This is a genomic window from Aliinostoc maniaoense (assembly GCF_058172895.1).
Window position 1 is genome coordinate 5,924,919 of sequence record NZ_CP187952.1, and the last position, 20,009, is coordinate 5,944,927.

Sequence of the window (20,009 nt, forward strand, 5' to 3'; positions counted from 1 at the left end):
AATACCGTTTCACTTTAAGATTGATACATTTAGGGAAGCAGGGGGAGCAAGAGAAATGATTTGTATCAATAATTTCGTGAAATGGTAAGTAGAACGGCGTGAATAATTCAAGGTTTGTAGTAGGGACTTTAGTCCTCTCTTAAGGGCTAAAGCCCTTACTACAAGCCGATTCAATTAAATTTTACATTACTTAATGTAGTTTGTTTTTTTCTCGCCGACTTACTTATAACGCACCGTATGATTATGGTGCGTTACGGCAATTTATACTGTCGCGCATACTCAAATCATCACACTGCCGTAACACACCCTACCATATTCCAACAATAATTATTCCTACACCCCACCGCAGGAAATCGCAATTTTACCTACAGCGCGTTCACTTTCGCTATACCCATGAGCCGCCGCTAGTTCCTGTAGGGGATAGGTGCGGTCAATCACAGTTCTCACTTTTCCAGCTTCAATTAACTCTTTTAGATAAACTAAGTCTTGGGAGTTGGGTTTCTCCAGAATCAACTTTGCCTTTTGACCAGGAAGAAAGATAGAGAAAAAACCCTGAATCAAAACGTCTGGGTTGGGTAGAGTACTGACAAATACGCCATTGGGTTTGAGAACTTTTTTGCAATCAGCGAGCGATCGCTTGGCTACCACATCAAAGATAATATCGTATTGTATCTTCTCGGTTGTAAAATCTTGTTGTGTATAATCAATTACCTTATCTGCGCCTAAAGATTTCACAAACTCTAAATTTCTCGTACTACAAACCCCTGTCACCTCAGCCTCTAAAGCTTTAGCAATTTGCACTGCAAATATCCCTACCCCACCCGCAGCACCATTAATTAACACCTTTTGTCTGGGGAGAATATGACCCAAATCGCGCAAAGATTGCAGTGCTGTCATGGCGGCTAAAGGTACAGTTGCCGCTTCCTCATAGCTCAAATTTGCTGGTTTGAGAGCCGCAAAATTTTCGGGAATAGCCGCAAACTCTGCATAAGCTCCCCCCGGAAACGTAGTGCTACCGTAAATTGCATCCCCCACTTGAAACCGAGTGACTTGCGAACCAACAGCAACTACTTCCCCCGCCACATCAAATCCCAAAATCATCGGGAATTTATTCCCTGTCAACAAACTCAACATTCCTTTGCGAGTTTTCCAGTCAATGGGGTTAACGCTGCTAGCATACACCCTCACAAGTAATTGGTTAGGTTGAATTTGCGGCTGCTCTAATTCTTCATACTGTAAAACATCAGTAGCCCCATATCGCCGGATAACGACTGCCTTCATAGCATTCCTCCTGCTACCCTGTGTTTATAAGTTTAGTGTAACCGTTAGATGTTGATTGAGTAACTCTCAACACTCTTGATTTTGTTTAGTAACTGGATGTTGGTTTTCTGCCATTTGTATGAGTTCTTGAGGTGATTTTTGTCGATTCACCATTAAACGGGGAATCTGATAATAATTGTTGATACAAGTATGATTTAAAACTTCGTTATTATACAAATAACCAGTGAGATAATATCTAGAAACGTATGATACTACCTGTTTATTAGTAGCACCATAGGGATAGGCAAAATGAGATGCTACTCTCTGTTCTGGGTCTAAATCTTGTGTACACTCTCTTAATATTGTTCTAGCTTGTACAAGTTCCCTAAGTAACTCTCGGCGTGATAATTTAGTTAAATCTTTATGTGTCAATCCGTGAGATTGAATATCATAAAAACCCTTTTGTAAACCTTGTCTTAATTCCTGACATCCCAAGTGGGTTTTACTATTAAATCCTGCTTTGGCTAAATTACCCGGATTGATAAATAATACAACTTTTATTTGTTTCTGATATTTTTTTTCTAGTTTTAATAGGATAGGCATTAATTTTGTATGTACTGATTTATACCCATCATCAAAAGAAATCATAATTGGCTTTTGTTGCCGATTTTTAGCTGGAATTGCTTTGGATTTACTTAAAAAAAATTCATATAATTCTTGAGTTGATAAAAACCAGTAGTCATTCACAACCAAATACTCTAATATTTTCTCTAGCTCTTGTTGAGAATACTGCATTTCATTAGTATTGACAGCTAGAGATTTATTCTGCATATCTACAAGACCATGAAATCCCAAAATTGGTAATGTAGGTTCAGTATAATTAAAGTTAAGCACTGTCCATGAGATTACGGAAACTATACCTAACCTCAAGGGGAAATTGTGAGTTTTTTGAGAATGTTCTAAAATTTCTTGCTGATTATCTGTCATTTTCCTAGCTGTTTTGCACCAAATAAATCAGATTATTCAGTAGCTAGTAGTGAATTGAACTTGCGGTTTAACCATAACTAATTACCGGAACATCATATCAATTCAATACTCAAATAATATTATTCCCCGGATTTAGCCGGGGATTTAAGCATCACGTTTCATAAAGCCACCATCTGAAAATAGGCAAAAAGCTCATTAAACCAGCACTTAGACTTTTGCCTTTTGCCTTTTGCCTTGTTGCACATGAGGCTAAAGTGGCATCAATGCCCTTTGGCATTTAGGACATATAGCATGGATAGTCATTTGGCAATCAAGTAGGTGAAAACCTTCTTTTTGAGCAGTTTTAGCCCCAATTTTCAAAATCGAGTCATTTTTGAACTCAATGGTTGCGTTACAACGCACGCAAATCAAGTGATGATGGTGATGGGGATAAGGTTGGTTGATTTCGTAGTGCTTATGTCCTTCTCCGAGTTCAAGTTCCCTTAAGATCCCCATTCGTGCCATCAATTTCAAAGTCCGGTAGATAGTTGAAAGGCTAATTCCTTCTCCATCCCCTTCTAAACGATGATACAAATCCTCAGCACTTAAATGCTCACCTTGAGGGAGTTCTTGAAAAATGTGTAATATAGTTTCTCGCTGGGGAGTTAAACGCCAACCGCGTTCGTTTAATTCAGCCTTGAGCGCACTAGTTGTGTAGACAGTCATACTAATTTTTCTCAACAAAGCCTATTAATTGAGAATATAGCAAATAATTAGAGTTATTTGCAACAACTATTGCTTATTGCGAATATTTATTAAATTTTAAAAATAATTGATCAAGTCGAGAAGATAGAACTAATCATCTCTGATCCCGACTTTTAATATGTCTAGCAGAGATAGGCAATATAAATAATGCTATCACTAATTGCTAAAAATTTCTTATAAAGAACAGATAGCCTTGAGGAGTAGGGATCAAAAAATTTGTGTGTAAATAAATAGTCCAGAGTCAACAATCTATAGTTAAAATTTTGTTGACTATTAACCATTGACTATTGACTGTTGACTATTGACTATTTCCACTAACTCAAAGATTCCAAATAATCGCGGATGAGGTTGCGACGCTTGGGTTGGCGGAGTTTTTGTAACGCTTTAGACTCAATTTGGCGGACTCGTTCCCGTGATAAATCAAGGGCGCGGCCAATTTCAGCTAATGAGTAAGGATGACCATCAGCTAAACCAAAGCGCATCAGAATCACATCCCTTTCCCGACTGGTTAAATCTGCTAACAAATGTTGCAAGTCTCTTTGTAAAGATTCTCGCATTAACATTTCTTCAGGAGTAACACCATCGGTTTCCAATAATTCACCTAACTCAGTATCTTTATCTTTACCTACTTTAGTTTCTAAAGAAACAGAACGAGGTACTCTTAGCAAAACTTCCCGGACTTGAGTAGGTGTCATTTCTAACTCAATTGCTAGGTCTTCTAAAGTAGGAGTACGACCTTTTTCTTGGGCAATTTTGCGTTGAGCTTTTTTAATTTTGTTGAGTTTTTCGGTGATGTGAACAGGAAGACGAATCGTGCGGCTAGAGGTGGCGATCGCTCTGGTAATTCCTTGACGAATCCACCAATAGGCATAGGTACTAAAGCGATATCCCTTAGTAGGGTCAAATTTTTCTACTGCTCGTTCTAGACCAAGAGTTCCTTCTTGGACTAAATCCAACAATTCCAAACCGCGATTTTGATACTTCTTAGCAACAGACACAACCAAGCGCAAATTAGCCTTGATCATGTGTTCCTTTGCTTGCAGTCCGTTAGATTGGATTTGCTCCAATTCTTCTACAGTCATTTTGGCAATTTCTGCCCAACGACGCTTACCTTCTGATAAAATCGGCTTGAGATCAGATACCTTCACACCTGCGGTATTAGCCCACCTTTCCAAAGAAGGGCGGTGTCCTAACTCGGATGCCAAACGCTCTTGCACTTCAATTAAGTTGAGATAAGGAGTAGCTACTGCGTCTCCTTGTTTGGCTGCGTTGGCTAGCACTGTCCGCAATCTTAGGTAACGCTGGACTTTTTGCGCCTCAGAAACTTCTTCATCACGGCCTAGCAACCGTACTCGGCCGATTTCTTGAAGATATAGACGCACTAAGTCTGTACTGCGGCGATTACCGTTAGCAGCAAAGTTATTGGGATCAGCAGCAGCGATTTCCAATTCTTGGAGATCATCTACTGAAAACTCCCCGTCATCAACTGTCAGATCAGGGTCTAAAACCTGGCGGGATTTTTGGGTATTGTAGGCGGCATCTGCGTAAAAAGATGTTGCTGGCATAAAATCGTCTCTATGGCTCCAGGTAACAATAGATTGCGGTCAGCTATTTAACTGTTGCTATTGTTCCCGTGATTTTAGATGAACTAACACGGTTAAGACTTCCAGTAATGTTTTTTTGCAAAACAAATTTACTGGGTCTGTGTCAAGCATTCAAACCGAACTAGGCTCGGCTGCTGAATTTTTGATTGAAACAATAGCTATTCAAGTCCACAATTAGGCTGTAAATTCCGAACTACCGAGTCCGCATTTCAACATTGATAGATATTAATTGCTACTTTGGTACTTTGTATAAACATATTTCAGTGGAAACTATGTTTCTTATCGGTATAGTCACATCTACATGGATATGAAAGTAATTTCCTGACGATTTTCTAATTTTTTCTAGGGATTTTTTGGGAATAAATCAAGGTATATAGATGATCACAGGTGCTTGAGTAGTCTGTTACAAGTGATACTTTCAATTATTAAATTGTTCAGAATTAGCAGTTTTTCATCAACACTTTACACTTAGTTAGCATTTGTTCAACCTGTCTTCATATTTCGGCCTAGCAATGTACAGGTTCAGCTTAAAAATATATAAGCTGTCCCCAGTCCCCAGTCCCCAATCCCCAGTCCCCTATTCACTGGTACTCTGGTTTAATATCTCGGAGCATAAGTTCATCAAGGGCTTGTCTGGGAGTAACTTCACCTTGTAATAATCGATAAACTTGCTCGGTAATCGGGATAATTATATTTTTTTCCCTAGCTAGTTGTACTAATACCTGACAAGTATTGACCCCTTCGGCAGTTCCTGGTAATTTAGCAAGAATTTCTGGTAGTGACTTAGCACCAGCAAGTTGATAGCCAACTTGGTAATTACGACTTAATGGACTATTACAGGTGGCTAACAAATCTCCTAGACCAGATAAACCATAAAAGGTTTCCGTCTTTGCTCCCCAATAATTGCCAATGCGAACCATTTCTGTGAGTCCGCGAGTGACTAAAGCGGCTTTGGCATTAGTGCCTAAATGTAAACCGTCACATACTCCAGCTGCGATCGCCATTACGTTTTTGAGTGTACCACCTAGTTCTACTCCCACCGGATCAGGATTGGTATAAACTCGAAACCGCGCCGAAGAAAATACCATCTGTACTGTTGCGGCGGCTGTCGCATTATCACTAGCTACGACTGTGGCGGCTGGTAATGATTGTTCAATTTCTTTAGATAAATTCGGCCCCGATAGGACAACTACGGGATTTTGGGGAAATGTTGATTGCCAAATTTGTGACGGCGTACAGATAGTTTGTGGTTCTAGTCCTTTTGTGGCCGTCACAAATATAGTTTCTGGTGAAAGGGTGAAAGAATGTACTTGAAATGCAACTTCTCTCACTCCTTTCATGGATATAGCAGACAGAATTATGTCAACATCTTGTAAAACATCTGCCAATGTTGCAGATCCTTGGCGTGACCATACACGCACTCTATTACCATTTTCTGCTGCTAGCTTTGCCAAAGCTGCACCCCAAGCACCTGCACCCAAAATTGCTACTGTCTTTTCTTGCACCACTCAAAAATTCAAAATTTAAAATTCAACATTCAACATTCAACACTCAGCACTCTCTGGCGTGGATAAAGTTGCATCAGTTCTCGTACTTGCTCGGCATGATAGGAACTTCTAGTTAAAGGAGAAGAAACAACTTGTAAAAATCCTAGTTCTTTACCGTAAGCTTCCCAGGCAGCAAATTGTTCTGGAGGAATAAAACCTTGTACTTGCAAGTGTTTTTGGCTGGGTTGGAGGTACTGTCCAATGGTTAAGATATCACAATCTACAGAGCGTAGGTCTTGCATGACTTGGCGAATTTCGGCATCGGTTTCACCCAATCCCACCATTATCCCAGATTTAGTGTAAAGCCAAGGAGCTATTTGGCGCGATCGCTGTATTAATTCTAAGGTGCGATCGTAATTTCCTTGGGGTCGCACCCGTCGATATAGACGGGGGACTGTTTCTGTATTATGGTTTAATACCTCCGGTGCAGCTTGCAAAATCATCTGTAAAGCATCCCAGTTACCACATAAATCAGGAATCAGTACTTCAATTGTGGTATTTGGTGAAACTGCCCGCACTGCTTCGATGCACTGCACAAATTGAGCCGCACCACCGTCTGCTAAGTCATCTCTATTCACAGAGGTGATTACCACATGATTGAGTTTCATCCGGCGGACAGCTTCTGCTAATCGTGCTGGTTCTGTGGGATCTAAAGCTTTGGGTTTTTTCTCAAAGTCAATATCACAGTAAGGACAGGCACGAGTGCAAGCCGGCCCCATAATTAAAAATGTAGCCGTTCCAGCTTGGAAGCATTCGCCAATATTGGGACAGGAAGCTTCCTCACACACTGTATTAAGTGCTAAATCTCGCAAAATCTCTTTGACATTACCAACACGTTGCCATTGAGGTGCTTTTACTCGCAACCAATCTGGTTTAACAGTCACAATCTGCCCTTACCACTCAAAGTTGTACAAATCTAATCCTAGCAAGCAAATCCCTTGCTGAAGATATTTAACTATAGGAATCCGATTTGATTCGTGAAAACATTTGCGTAGGAAGGGAACGGGGTTGAAGGAACGGGGAACAGGTAAGAAGGAATAAAAGTCTACTGAGTTTTTTTCAGAAATCAAATATGAGTCCTATATATATATGTATGAGAACAGGGCAGAAAAAGTAATGACTATTGATTCACCGGATTTTAGATTAAATCCAAAATCCAAAATTGATTGACTATTGAGTATTGAGAATTTGTGCTATGTTTAGGAATATGTGCAAATTTACGGGATGTAGCGCAGCTTGGTAGCGCACTTCGTTCGGGACGAAGGGGCCGCTGGTTCGAATCCAGTCATCCCGATTTTGATTGTAGAGCCACCAATGATTTGTCAAACTGGTATAAGTTTATTTACTCTTAATAAATAAACTCTCGTGTATGAATTTTTCGCAAAGATAAATTTGGCTTAACCGTCTACATATCTTGATGATAGCTGGTTACAGCTAGATTTCCTGATCAAACTTAGTTGTTTGTCAGTATATTTATTTACGATAAAATCCTCCTATCCTGAAAATTCGTAGGTTTCCCATTAGGCAATTTGGCAATTAACTGCTAGTTTGTGTAAATTGGACTACATATATTTAATAGGGACAAAAAGGAATAAAAATAGCATGACAGAAAACAAACGCGCCTTAATTACTGGTATTACTGGTCAAGATGGTTCATACCTGAGTGAATTTTTACTAGAGCAAGGTTACGAAGTACATGGTATAATTCGCCGGACTTCTACCTTCAATACTGACCGTATTGACCATATTTACGAAGATCCTCATAAAGAAGGCGTGCGGTTATTTCTGCATTACGGTGATTTGACCGATGGTACAACACTCAGACGGATTCTAGAAGAAGTCCAACCTACAGAAATTTACAATTTGGGCGCACAATCCCATGTTCGGGTGAGCTTTGATTCACCAGAATATACAGTAGATGCCGTAGGGATGGGAACGCTACGATTACTAGAAGCTATCCGAGATTATCAACAGCGTACTGGGATTCAAGTACGCTTTTATCAAGCTGGTTCTTCAGAAATGTATGGTTTAGTACAGGCAGTACCCCAAAGCGAAACCACACCTTTCTATCCCCGGAGTCCCTATGCCTGTGCGAAGGTTTATGCTCATTGGCAAACTGTAAATTACCGTGAATCTTACGGGATGTTTGCTTGTAATGGTATTTTATTTAACCATGAATCACCACGACGGGGGGAAACCTTTGTCACCCGCAAAATTACCAGAGCCGTGGCTCGGATTGTAGCTGGTAAACAGAAAAAAATCTACATGGGTAATTTGGATGCTAAAAGAGATTGGGGCTACGCTAAGGACTATGTGCGGGCAATGTGGTTGATGTTGCAACAAGAGCAAGCAGATGACTATGTGATTGCGACAGGTGAAACCCATTCAGTAAGGGAATTTCTGCAACTAGCTTTTAGTCATGTAAATCTTGATTGGCAAGATTACGTAGAATTTGACGATCGCTATCTCCGTCCAGCTGAAGTAGATTTATTAATTGGCGACCCCACTAAAGCCCAGCAAAAATTAGGTTGGAAGCCTTCAGTAACTTTTGAAGAGTTAGTTGCACTGATGGTAGAAGCAGACTTGCAAGCATTAGGTCAAACTTCACCTAATGGCAATGGTTCACTTCTGCCTCAAGACCTTGCTACCATTCGTCAAGAACTGGGTGCTTTGCACTTCTAATCAAATCTTGCCAAGGATAACAATATGACCGCCTTAGAGCTACAAAATAAACGCATCCTCGTCACTGGTGGGGCAGGTTTTTTAGGTCGTCAGGTAATCGAACAGTTGTGTAAAGCTGGGGCTGACTTGGCCAAGATTACTGTACCGCGATCGCGGGAATTAGATTTACGCATTCTCGAAAACTGTCAACGAGCAGTAGACCAACAAGATATCATCATTCACTTAGCGGCTCATGTTGGTGGTATTGGTTTGAATCGGGAAAAACCAGCAGAGTTATTCTACGATAACTTGATCATGGGGACACAGCTCATCCATGCTGCCTATCAAGCAGGGGTAGAAAAATTTGTCTGTGTGGGTACAATCTGCGCCTACCCGAAATTTACCCCAGTACCATTTAAAGAAGATGACTTGTGGAATGGTTATCCAGAAGAAACTAATGCTCCCTATGGCATTGCTAAAAAAGCTCTTTTGGTGCAACTGCAATCTTATCGTCAACAGTACAATTTTAATGGTATCTACTTATTACCAGTGAATTTATACGGGCCGGAAGATAATTTTGATCCTAGAAGTTCTCATGTTATCCCAGCATTAATTCACAAAGTTCATGAAGCTCAAGTGCGAGGAGATAAACAACTACCCGTTTGGGGTGATGGCAGTCCTACCCGTGAGTTTTTATATTCAGAAGATGCCGCACGGGGCATTGTCATGGGTACACAGTTTTATCATGAGTCTGAACCAGTCAATTTAGGAACTGGTTCGGAAATCTCCATCCGTGATTTAGTCACTCTCATTTGTGAACTGATGGAATTTGACGGCGACATTATTTGGGAAACAGATAAACCAAATGGTCAACCCCGTCGTTGTTTGGATACCGAAAGGGCAAAACAAGCCTTTAATTTCACTGCCCAAGTAGATTTCCGGCAGGGATTGAAGAATACTATTGACTGGTATCGTCAAAATGCTGCATAGGGCATAGGGTATAGGGTTGGGGGAATGGGAAACTATAACCATTAACCCTTGACCTATTACCTAGCTTGAAACAGGGGTGTAAGGGTGTAGGGGTGTAGGGGTGTAAGGGAAAGACTTTTTCATGTGTTCTGGTGTACGGAGTTCATGAGGGGTATTTATTCACTGCACAAATTCTCATGGATAAAGTTGATTATCAACTTCATAAAACAAAATTACGGCGGACGCTATTAAAAACTCGGCAGTCGATGTCTGTAAGAGAATGGCAAGACAAGAGCGATCGCATATGTAAAATATTACAAGCTTCTACTCTCTTCACGGAAGCAAAAACTATACTTGCTTATTTCAGTTTTCGTCAAGAACCTGACTTGAGTCCCCTATTTACAAATAATCGCTATCGCTGGGGATTTCCACGCTGCATTGGTGAATCTCTACATTGGTATAGCTGGCAACCTGGAGAATCTTTACAAATTAATTCCTATGGTATTCAAGAACCCCATCCTGACAGCCCAATTATCAATCCTGAAACTGTAGATTTAATTCTCGTTCCCAGCGTAGCTTGCGACTATGGGGGATATCGTTTAGGTTATGGTGGCGGGTATTATGATCGCTTACTGAGTTCACCAGCATGGGCAAACAAACCTACTTTCGGGCTGACATTCAACTTTGCGCGCATACCACAATTACCGATTGAAAGTTGGGATAAACCCTTACAAGCAGTGATTACAGAAACTGGATTTTTCCCGTAGCCACTACTAGCGAAGCGAGATAATGGAACTGGATAAATCCATAATTGCTATGACTCAGAAAACTCTAGATTCACGCTGGCAAATGATCGCAATGTATATGTTACTAGGTGCGATCGCCATTATTACACTTTTCCCCCTACTGTGGCTAATTAGCACCGCTTTAAAATCACCCACAGAAAATATTTTACAATCGCCACCCCAGTTATTACCTAGTGAACCTACCCTAGAAAACTTCTCTAAGGTATGGCAATCTTTACCTTTTGGGCAGTACCTTTATAACAGTACATTGGTAGCAATGCTGACTGTAGGTTTAAATTTACTCTTTTGTTCCTTAGCGGCTTATCCCTTAGCACGGCTATCATTTCCGGGGAGGAATGGCATTTTTATTGCGATCGTTTCTACTATTATGATTCCTTTCCAGATCGTGATGATACCCCTGTATATTTTGACGGTGCAGTTAGGCTTGAGAAATACTTATTTGGGAATGATTTTCCCTAGCTTGGCTTCTGCCTTTGGGATTTTTCTATTGAGACAAGCTTTTATGGGTGTTCCCAAAGAAATAGAAGAAGCTGCCCGCATGGATGGCAGTTCTGAATTAGGTTTATGGTGGCATATTATGTTACCAGCCGTTAGACCAGCACTAGTGACTCTCGCTATTTTTGTGTTTATTGGTTCATGGAGTGACTTTTTGTGGCCTCTAATAGTCATTCAAGATGAAAATTTATACACCTTGCCCTTGGGAGTAGCCAAGTTAGCGGGGACATTTTCTCTAGACTGGCGTTTAGTAGCGGCTGGTTCAGTAATTGCGATCGCACCTGTATTATTACTGTTCCTGATTTTACAGCGTTATATTGTCGCCACTGATACAGGAAGTGGAGTTAAGGGGTAATTCGTAATTCGTAATTTGTAATTTGTAAACACATGATACCAATTCTCTATGAAGTTGTACCAAATAAATGATGTAGAGACGTTGCATGCAACGTCTCTACAGTCCAGAATAAAGCGCATCTTCATGAAGAAACGGTATTACTTATTACTTATTATGTACAAAATCAACACCCTACCCCTACACCCTGAAAATTAATAGTATAAGGTTCATCCAAAGACTGTTGAGTGCTGGCTTTCATGGCATCTAAATAACGGTGGACAATTTGCAGTTTTGAGAAATTGGGACGATAAGTGAGATTACCTTGTTTCTCAAATAGTGGCGTAGTAAAAATTACCTGATAATCTGAGTTAGATTCAGAGTCTTGGGTAAGCCAACTAGATTCGGGGGAGACAGGAATTAAACCGGGAGGTAATTCCCCTTCTAAGAAGGCTAGGAGTCTTTGCTGACAGTTGGTGGTGTTGATACCACGGGCTTCAAATAGTTGTAGCACTTCCCCAAATGCTAGGGTTCTGTCTGGTAAGAGTCGCAGTAATTCTGTAAACAGAAAATAATCTGTATATTGATGACGAGATTCTTCTAACACTTGAGGATGTAGGGGTAGTACCGCTAAACCATAGGCGACGCGACTACAGTTAGGAATGCCATTGTCACCTAGGTATGTATCTTGGATGATCTTGGCGTTGGGGAGTTTTTGACGCAACCAACGATTAATTACGTCTAAAGTAGCCACGCCGCCACTTAAAATCGCTTGGTTAATTGCTTCTGTGGGAATACCACGGGCTACTAATAATTTATTGAGTTCTCGATTGAGACGACGCACAAAGGGGACTAATACCTGAGTTTCTAAATCTCGACGCTGTAAAGTCCAGCGTTGATCTGCTAATTCAAAGCTAAAAGACTCTTGGCGTTGTAAAATCAGTTTTAAAGCTAGGGCTGCATCTAATACAGCTTGTCCTAGTAGGGAACTTTCTAGACGCTGTTGTAAGAAAATCCGCGCCTGGATATCTGGTTCTCCCACGCGGGGTAATTCTAAATCTGCCAAACCTAAACTTTCCCACTCGGCTGTGTCTAAATCTGGAAAGGCTGATTGCCATTGCCAAGGGTTAGTATCAGTTTCGGAACTAGCTTGTGGCTTTTCTCCACGAGATTGGCGATATTTGGGCGGTAATAATAATTGACAGATAATATCTTGCTCAATTCCTTTACTGGCATAGGCAAAACCGTGGAGTAGGAAATGATTATGGGTGAGTTCTCCTAAGCTATGGGAAGTTGGCAGATCAACTAAGGTCATTTCTGTCGCGGTTGCGCCAAGATTCATCACTAGGGTATGACCAACGATCGCATAATCGCTGCTTGCAGATGGGGTTAAACCTTGGTGAGTGCTAAATTGTACTGTCTCACCATTAGCACCATTGAGGATGCTGAGTAAACTAGCGATCGCTTCTTCTATAAAAAATACTTGTTGGGGATGTTGCACTAATTTACTTGTGAGTAAAGCTTCCCGCACATTAAAGCGATATTGTTCCGACCAACTAGATGGTGCGTTGCAAATCACACCAGTAATATTCTCAATAATTCGGTGAAAGGTGCTTTCATCTAAGCCCACGGCTGTAGCAATTAAGCCTTGTGTGGTGCTGTCGCGGTCTGCTTTGAGGGTTAAAAGTAACTTGGAGAGCGATCGCACTATCCAAATTAACGGCCCCGCCGAGAATTGGTTAAATTGCAGTACAGGTTGCCATTTTTGTTGTGCATTTTTATAGGGAATTGCTACCTGTAAATATGGTTTTAACTGAGCGGAGTACAGATGATTTTTCATGCTCTCATCCGTGCCGTCAGCTTGTTTGGGAGGGATAGAAGTATTAGGTAGATAAACCTCTGCGGGTAAACGGAAGGATTGCTGGAAAGTATTAGTTCCCGGTTGCTGTTCTGCTGACCAACAAATTGGATAGACTACACCAGTAGAACGATTTAACAAGGTGGCAGAAATCCCGGTAGTTCCTAAATCTATGCCTAAATACCAAACCCCTTCTACAGTATCCCTAGGAGTATCAGGAGTGATTACATAACTGTCGCCCTCTGTGGTTGTGGCTTCCTTTTTTTTTTCAGTGGGGTTAGAGTCTAAGGGGGTTTGTGTGTCTACAGTCAATGTATTTTCTGTTACTTCTGCTGTTTTGCCTAGCTCATCACTAACCCAAAAATCAGCACTTTCCACCCCAATTACTGGTGATTTTGGTGACTGTGGGCTTGGTTCATCCAACTTGGCTAAATCTTGGTGTAATTTTAGCCATTGCTCTTCATTGAGAGAAATATCTGGTAGATTGGCTAACTCATTGACTTCTGGTGAGAGTAAATTTTCTTGGGGGGAAGCGGGAATAAATTCTTCTGGTGAGTGTTCTGGTGTTGTGTGGGGGAATGTTGGTGGCTTTTCCTCAACGGTGGGCATCATTACGGGTGAGTCCTCTATCGCCGCCGCTAGGGGTAACTGTTCTGGTATTGGTTCTAGTGTTGTGGGAGTAGGAGGTGTGATAGTTTCTGGACTTGCCGATTTTTGCGCCAGTGCTTCAATATCTACATCTGCAAATAAATCTATTAAAGATGTAATTGTATCTTCATCGCTGGGCTGTATTGCTCCTAGGTCTGGTGCGGCAGTTGCTGGAGCAAACGATAATGAGTCTGGGGAATCTTGGGGCGGATCTGGGATATCTTGAGTTTGAGGATCAGCAAAAAAATCGCTATCTGATTGGTCAAACCAAGCATCGGGCATCATTGCGGCCGTGTCTACCTCAGCCAGAATATCGTCAGATGTGGTTTGAGGTGCGATCGCTACACTTTCATCAACATTATCTAAATCTGGTAACTCTGGCGTTACTGACGGGGAATTTAATTCTAAAAGGGCATTGATTAAATAATTTTCATTACCAAATAAACTGGCGTAAATTAAATCAACTTCATCATCGGTTGATTCCCTATTATCCTCAGATAAAATATCTGGGGTAGTTAAATTTTCAGTAGATATAGGTTGTTCACCACCCAGTTCTAACAGCATGGCATCTAATTCATCAGTCATTAATGCCTCAAATTCTGTTGTTGAGGGGCGATCGCTAGATGCGTCTGTATCTGTAAATAAAGGCTGTGATTCTACTAGATTAGTCTCAGTTGACGCTGATAAATCTGGTGTCACGGGACTAAATCCTGGTGGTGGAGTGGCAGGAGTTTGATTTGGTAATTGAGGATTAGTTACTGACAAACTAGATATATTTTGTGTCCAATTACTCAATAGATTTATCAATAATTGTTCACCTTGCAAACCCTTGCTGTGCATCCTTTCCAGGGATTGAGACAAAGATTCATGATAAGTATTAATATTACGTTGCAGCACATCAAATACAACATTTAAAGTTCCATCTAAAGACAACAAACGCTGATCTAATTCTTGTGCTAGCTGGGTTAACTGCTCTGTTTTTGCAGAAGATTCCCACAAGGTTGGACTATTAGCGGCTGTAGGTTCTAGATGGCTTTGATGATCATTGTTAACTTCATGAGGATAACTTACTCCTGCCTCACCTATTTTTGAGATTAATGTCGGTGCGAGGCGACTCATCAAAACTTGTAAAAATTCAGTAATAATTTGTTCTTGGTTAGCAAGTTGTTGACTTAAAGAGTAATTATGTAATCGCTTTTGTTCTAGTTGTCTAATTTCTTGAGCTAAAACTGTCCGTTCTTGCAATAGTGCGGCAATTTCTGCTTGCAAAGGCTGGATACAGGCGGCAGATAATTCATTTTTTAATTGTTCAGCCACACCATGAGTATATTCATGATGAGTGGGAATGGCTGAGGATGTAGCGTGATTCTGACTTTGATCAATAAATTTGGCCAACAAAGGCGATTTTGGGGATTGTTCCCCAGACAAATTGGCGGGAGATTGTTCTAATGTCTCAGACTGTTGTAACTTAATTAAAAAATGCCGCGTTCTTTCTAAAACTTCTTTTGGCTCTTGCGCCTGACTAGACAGCAGCCTAGACAGGCGCGTACTATTGCTGTTGAGTAAGTTGTCAATATCTGCAATTAGTTGTTGAATTTCATCGTTGCGGAAAGTCACTTTAAATTACCTTAGCTAAAATTTGAGGTTAACTGATTGTGAAAGTTAATTTACAATTACTCAAGTACAAAATATGACTCAGTGTAATTGTGGTCTTGATAACTGGAAGTTGTAGAGTTATGTAAATTTGCCCCAGGCGATCGCCATTTGACAACATATAGCAAGTATGGTTTGAGTAAAATACATCTTCTTGTCGGGGCGCAAAGCCTTCCGTACCCATGTACCCCATTCCCAGAAAAATCACTATATGTTTGAGCCAGTAGTAATCCTAGAACACAATAATATTCTTAGATTGCTAGTATATGGTAGTTATTAAGGTGATGTTACCCCTTGATGACTTCAATAGTATAAAAACACAAAAAAATCCCAATCGCCAAGCCAAATTACTATCATGATGGTTGTCTAACCCTCTAATTACCTTATTTGTGTAACACACGTAAATATTCTTGTAAAATTAAATGTACTGGCAACGCTTAGGCAAAAGTTAACGTTTTTGCTTAATTTATATAGCCGCTTGAATAATGTCGTAATGGAAGACAATCCCTGGATAAACTCGGCTCCCTTTTTTCAAGGTTTACCAGAAACCTCAGTGGAGATAGCCCTTAACCACCTTGTAACCCGCACACACCCACCCAATCAAGTGATTCTACTGGAAAATGATTGGGGCGGTTCTGTGTATTTTATCGTAGAAGGCTGGGTAAAAATTCGCACTTACAATTTGGAAGGGAAAGAAGTAACACTGAATATTCTTGGTAAAGGAGAATTATTTGGAGAAATGGCGGCATTAGATGAAGTACCCCGCTCTACAGATGTGATCACCCTAACTCCTACAATCATTGGCAGTATGCCATCTCAGGATTTTGTAAAGTTAATTTATGCAGAACCTTTAGCGGGAGTCCACCTATCACAACTGATGGCTCGGCGTTTAAGACAAGTCAATCGACGACTCCGACTAAGAGAATCTGATAGTCAGTCAAGGGTAGCAGATACATTATTATTTTTGGCAGAAGGTCAAGGAAAACGTGGTCAAACAGGAACAGAAATTCCTAATTTACCCCACAGAGAACTGAGTAGTTTAAGTGGACTAGCACGAGAGACAGTCACTAGAGTCTTGACAAAATTAGAAAAAAAGGGGTTGATTAAGCGAGATCAAGACAATATTTGTATCCCTGATTTGTCAGCCTTAGAAAAAATGATCGTTTAACAACTGTTTTCCGATGAGTATTTTAGATTCTTTGCCAGATGACTCAGAAGATAATTCATCCCCTGAGTCTCAAGCTTCACCCCATCAAAACTTAGATCAAGCAGCACAGTTAAAGCAACCTCAATTAAAGGTTGATGCACCTTTAAGAATGGTAGAAACAGCATTTTTAGCCAGTGCTGCTAGCTTGATTTGGTTTATTAATTTTTACTTTCCCCTAGGGCCAGTATTACGGATATTTTTCCCTGTACCGATTGCTTTAGTTTATTTACGTCGCGGAAAACGAGCTGCATGGATGGCGGCTGTCACCTCTGGTTTACTTCTATCGGTACTTATGGGGCCGATACGCAGTCTGTTATTTGTGATGCCCTTTGCATTTATGGGTGTGTTACTGGGAGCTACATGGCATCGTCGTGTGCCTTGGCTAGTTTCTATTACCTTGGGAACACTATTAGGAACTTTAGGGGTATTTTTTCGCCTGTGGTTGCTATCTATTTTGTCGGGAGAAGACCTGTGGATTTATATAATTAACCAAGTTACACAACTGACAGAGTGGATATTTTTACAGTTGGGATTATTAGCCAGTCCTAGTGTGTTTTTAATTCAGGTAGGGGCAGTAACTTTGATTGTGATTAACAACTTTATCTATCTTTTTGTTGTACATTTAGCCGCATGGTTTTTGTTAGATCGATTAGGCAACCCCATACCTCGTCCACCCCATTGGGTGGAAGTTTTAATGGATTATTAGATGAGGCAGGGGAGTAGGGGGCAGGGGGCAGGGAGCAGGGAGTAGGGGGCAGGGGGCAGGGAGCAGGGGGCAGGGGGAGACAAGGTAGACAAGGTAGACAAGGGAGAGAATAACTCTTGAATTTTGAGTTTTGAATTGATATGCCCCATGTCTACTCAGCACTTAAGTGAAATTATATGATTGGTATTTATACTGAAAGAGAACAGGCTGAAAGATGGCTGGAGCAATATCGTGGTCAGATGCCTTTGTTTGCCTGTGTTTTGGGTTTTACAGAAACTGGGTTGATTCCAGGAATTTCTGCGGCTGGTTCTACTCCAGAGGATAGAAAATATACTGCCTGTGCTGATGCCGAGTTTTTATATTACGGTGCAAGCTATAAACCCCAATATCCCTTACCTCCACTGACGGCGGGAGCGTCACCTGTGCTAATTTCTCGTGCTGTAGTGGAGTCATTGAATATACCAGTTTATGTGTTTAATGCTGGATTACCTCAAATCCCATCTATACCACTTATTGATTTGGGTGGTTCTCCAGCTAGATGTTTAAGTACAGGCACAGCAATGGATTTAACAACTGTACACAACTTATTTAAGCAGGGATTATTGTGGGGCGATCGCCTGGCGGATAAAAATAAATCAGGATATCTGATTTTAAGTGAATGTGTTGTTGGTGGTACAACCACGGCTTTAGCAATTTTAACGGGCTTGGGTATCAACGCACGCGGAAAGGTGAATAGTAGCCACGCTGTTTGTAATCACGAACAAAAATGGCAGGTGGTACAGCAGGGGTTAGAAAAGATGGACAAGGGGGACAAGGGGGACAAGGGGGACAAGATGGACGAGGGGGACAAGGTAGACAAGGGGGACAAGGGGGACAAGGTAGAAGATGATTTTTTGTCTTCGCAGTTTCCTGATTCTGCTGTCATTGATCCTCTAGAATTAGTGGCGGCGGTTGGTGATCCTATGCAGGTGGTAGTGGCTGGAATGACAATCGCCGCTAGTCTTCGTTGTGGTGTGATGCTGGCTGGTGGAACGCAAATGTTGGCGGTTTATGCTTTGATTAATGCGATCGCTCAAGTTTATCGTTTATCTTGGCAACCAACATCTGTAGTTGTGGGTACAACCCGATGGGTAGCGGAAGATCCCACAGGTGATACAGTCAATCTTGCTCTCAGTTTAAGCAAAAATACCACATATCCCCATAGCCAAACTCCTCCTTTACTTGCTACTAGTTTGAGTTTTGCTAATTCTTCTTACCCCCAACTCCAAGCTTATGAGCGGGGATTTGTTAAGGAAGGTGTTGGTGCTGGTGCAGCTTGTATCGCTGCTAGTCTCAGTCAAAATTGGCAACAACAACAACTTTTAGCTGCAATTGAAGCCCAAATTCAACAACTTAACCACATGAATTGTCAAAAGTCATAACAAAAATACCGGACTCATAACTTCCGGCACATCTGGGCAAGAATAGGTTATAACTCACTAAAATTAATGTATTCTCTCTCTAAGTAATTGTTCTTCTAAAGCGGCAATACGATTGTATGCTGCTGTTAATTGTGCTGTTAGTCTTTGTATTTGAATTTCTGGTGATAAGTTTCTTTCTCCATTTTGGCGATTCATTTCTAGATAAACGCCGTCTGTTAATACATCCTTGTGTTCTAGTTCGGAATTGACTCTAATCTGTCCTTTGAACTGAGAGTAAGTAGCATCGCTAGTTTCCGGGATATTCTCCTTTGCTTCTGTTCTGGCTAAGGAGCATTCTGAAACAGCTTGAGCTACTTTTAAGTCGAGTTGCTCAATAAACTGGTAGAGGGCATCCAGTTTATTACTTACAGTTAGGATTTGTTCTTGTAATAGCTCCATTTAATACCCTCATCTGCACATTTTCTATATGTTATTCAATTTACTGCCAATGTTAAACATACTTATGAATTATTTAATTATTCAAACCCTGCTTGGCAATGTGATACACAGTTAATTATTTTTATACATGATTCAATATTTTTTGGGGCTATTACTCATGAGATATTGAGATTAATTAAGTCTGTAGGCTGATGACTGGCAAATTGATAAACTTAACTTTCTTTTTATTTGTCTAGAAAATTGTCAAAAAATCTCAATTCAAGTTACAAGCTATTAATTTTTAACCTTTCTGATTGATTTGTAGCTTTCTTAACATCCAGTTGTATAAATCAACTTTCTCCTCATCAACTAAGTAGAACGGCGTGAATAATTCAAGGTTTGTAGTAGGGACTTTAGTCCTCTCTTAAGGGCTAAAGCCCTTACTACAAGCTAATTTAATTAAATTTTACATTACTTAATGTAGTTTGTTTTTTTCTCGCCGACTTACTTAATATTGACAATCTAAAGTAAAAGTTAAATTTGTAGGGTGTGTTCAAGCAACGCTGGAATGACCAGCAGATAGGGGCAGTATCAGGATTACATCGTAATAGCGTTACCCGTATTCGCAAGCAATTTTTAGAGCAAGGAGAACAACTAGCTTAAAAGCAGACGTATCCGCGCCAATACCAATGACA

The 20,009-nt window shown here is 40.7% G+C and carries 16 protein-coding genes and 1 tRNA gene; 9 read left to right on the forward strand and 8 right to left on the reverse strand.

Annotation, left to right across the window (positions count from 1 at the left end; genetic code table 11):
• Nucleotides 1-333: 333 nt before the first annotated feature.
• From ACPZ3T_RS25890 to lipA, 6 genes are all read right to left on the reverse strand, one after another.
• On the reverse strand, nt 334-1,281 hold the full coding sequence (locus ACPZ3T_RS25890) for an NAD(P)-dependent alcohol dehydrogenase (protein ID WP_490272298.1): 948 nt from the start codon (nt 1,279-1,281) through the stop codon (nt 334-336).
• Nucleotides 1,282-1,347: 66 nt separating this feature from the next.
• Complete coding sequence (locus ACPZ3T_RS25895) at nt 1,348-2,247, reverse strand: polysaccharide deacetylase family protein (RefSeq protein WP_490272299.1); 900 nt, start codon at nt 2,245-2,247, stop codon at nt 1,348-1,350.
• 249 nt (nt 2,248-2,496) lie between these two features.
• The gene (locus ACPZ3T_RS25900) at nt 2,497-2,952 is read right to left on the reverse strand and encodes a Fur family transcriptional regulator (RefSeq protein WP_490272300.1); all 456 of its coding nucleotides are present in this window, start codon (nt 2,950-2,952) and stop codon (nt 2,497-2,499) included.
• Between the two features lie 353 nt (nt 2,953-3,305).
• A complete protein-coding gene (gene sigC / locus ACPZ3T_RS25905) occupies nt 3,306-4,556 on the reverse strand; it encodes an RNA polymerase sigma factor SigC (protein ID WP_490272301.1) in 1,251 nt (416 codons plus the stop codon).
• Nucleotides 4,557-5,176: 620 nt separating this feature from the next.
• A complete protein-coding gene (locus tag ACPZ3T_RS25910) occupies nt 5,177-6,100 on the reverse strand; it encodes an NAD(P)H-dependent glycerol-3-phosphate dehydrogenase (RefSeq protein WP_490277373.1) in 924 nt (307 codons plus the stop codon).
• Nucleotides 6,101-6,132: 32 nt separating this feature from the next.
• On the reverse strand, nt 6,133-7,026 hold the full coding sequence (gene lipA / locus ACPZ3T_RS25915) for a lipoyl synthase (RefSeq protein WP_490272302.1): 894 nt from the start codon (nt 7,024-7,026) through the stop codon (nt 6,133-6,135).
• A gap of 336 nt (nt 7,027-7,362) precedes the next feature.
• Here lipA and ACPZ3T_RS25920 point away from each other — a divergent pair.
• The 5 genes from ACPZ3T_RS25920 to ACPZ3T_RS25940 all read left to right on the forward strand — a co-directional run bounded on the left by ACPZ3T_RS25920 (nt 7,363) and on the right by ACPZ3T_RS25940 (nt 11,428).
• Nucleotides 7,363-7,436, forward strand: a tRNA-Pro gene (locus ACPZ3T_RS25920).
• 308 nt (nt 7,437-7,744) lie between these two features.
• On the forward strand, nt 7,745-8,824 hold the full coding sequence (gene gmd / locus ACPZ3T_RS25925) for a GDP-mannose 4,6-dehydratase (RefSeq protein WP_490272303.1): 1,080 nt from the start codon (nt 7,745-7,747) through the stop codon (nt 8,822-8,824).
• Nucleotides 8,825-8,848: 24 nt separating this feature from the next.
• Nucleotides 8,849-9,793: a GDP-L-fucose synthase family protein gene (locus ACPZ3T_RS25930; RefSeq protein WP_490272304.1), complete on the forward strand. Its 945-nt coding sequence runs from the start codon at nt 8,849-8,851 to the stop codon at nt 9,791-9,793.
• Nucleotides 9,794-9,969: 176 nt separating this feature from the next.
• Entirely contained in the window at nt 9,970-10,539 is a 570-nt protein-coding gene (locus ACPZ3T_RS25935) for a 5-formyltetrahydrofolate cyclo-ligase (RefSeq protein WP_490272305.1), read from the forward strand.
• A 49-nt stretch (nt 10,540-10,588) separates the two neighbouring features.
• Nucleotides 10,589-11,428, forward strand: a complete 840-nt coding sequence (locus ACPZ3T_RS25940) for a carbohydrate ABC transporter permease (RefSeq protein ID WP_490277374.1) — start codon at nt 10,589-10,591, stop codon at nt 11,426-11,428.
• Nucleotides 11,429-11,591: 163 nt separating this feature from the next.
• On the opposite strand, the gene ACPZ3T_RS25945 is transcribed toward ACPZ3T_RS25940, so the two are convergent.
• Nucleotides 11,592-15,527: a hypothetical protein gene (locus ACPZ3T_RS25945; protein WP_490272306.1), complete on the reverse strand. Its 3,936-nt coding sequence runs from the start codon at nt 15,525-15,527 to the stop codon at nt 11,592-11,594.
• Between the two features lie 529 nt (nt 15,528-16,056).
• Between ACPZ3T_RS25945 and ACPZ3T_RS25950 the strand changes: the two genes are divergently transcribed.
• The 3 genes from ACPZ3T_RS25950 to ACPZ3T_RS25960 all read left to right on the forward strand — a co-directional run bounded on the left by ACPZ3T_RS25950 (nt 16,057) and on the right by ACPZ3T_RS25960 (nt 18,897).
• The gene (locus ACPZ3T_RS25950) at nt 16,057-16,731 is read left to right on the forward strand and encodes a Crp/Fnr family transcriptional regulator (RefSeq protein ID WP_490272307.1); all 675 of its coding nucleotides are present in this window, start codon (nt 16,057-16,059) and stop codon (nt 16,729-16,731) included.
• Nucleotides 16,732-16,744: 13 nt separating this feature from the next.
• Nucleotides 16,745-17,476, forward strand: a complete 732-nt coding sequence (locus ACPZ3T_RS25955; protein WP_490272308.1) for a DUF2232 domain-containing protein — start codon at nt 16,745-16,747, stop codon at nt 17,474-17,476.
• A gap of 176 nt (nt 17,477-17,652) precedes the next feature.
• On the forward strand, nt 17,653-18,897 hold the full coding sequence (locus ACPZ3T_RS25960; protein WP_490272309.1) for a nicotinate-nucleotide--dimethylbenzimidazole phosphoribosyltransferase: 1,245 nt from the start codon (nt 17,653-17,655) through the stop codon (nt 18,895-18,897).
• Between the two features lie 63 nt (nt 18,898-18,960).
• Here the strand turns inward: ACPZ3T_RS25960 and ACPZ3T_RS25965 are convergent, their stop codons facing one another.
• Nucleotides 18,961-19,335, reverse strand: coding sequence for a hypothetical protein (locus ACPZ3T_RS25965; protein ID WP_490272310.1), 375 nt, complete (start codon nt 19,333-19,335; stop codon nt 18,961-18,963).
• Nucleotides 19,336-19,863: 528 nt separating this feature from the next.
• On the opposite strand from ACPZ3T_RS25965, the gene ACPZ3T_RS25970 reads away from it, so the two are divergent.
• Nucleotides 19,864-19,977 carry a helix-turn-helix domain-containing protein gene (locus ACPZ3T_RS25970; protein ID WP_490272311.1) on the forward strand — a complete coding sequence of 38 codons (114 nt, stop codon included), beginning with the start codon at nt 19,864-19,866 and terminating at the stop codon, nt 19,975-19,977.
• Nucleotides 19,978-20,009 lie beyond the last annotated feature (32 nt).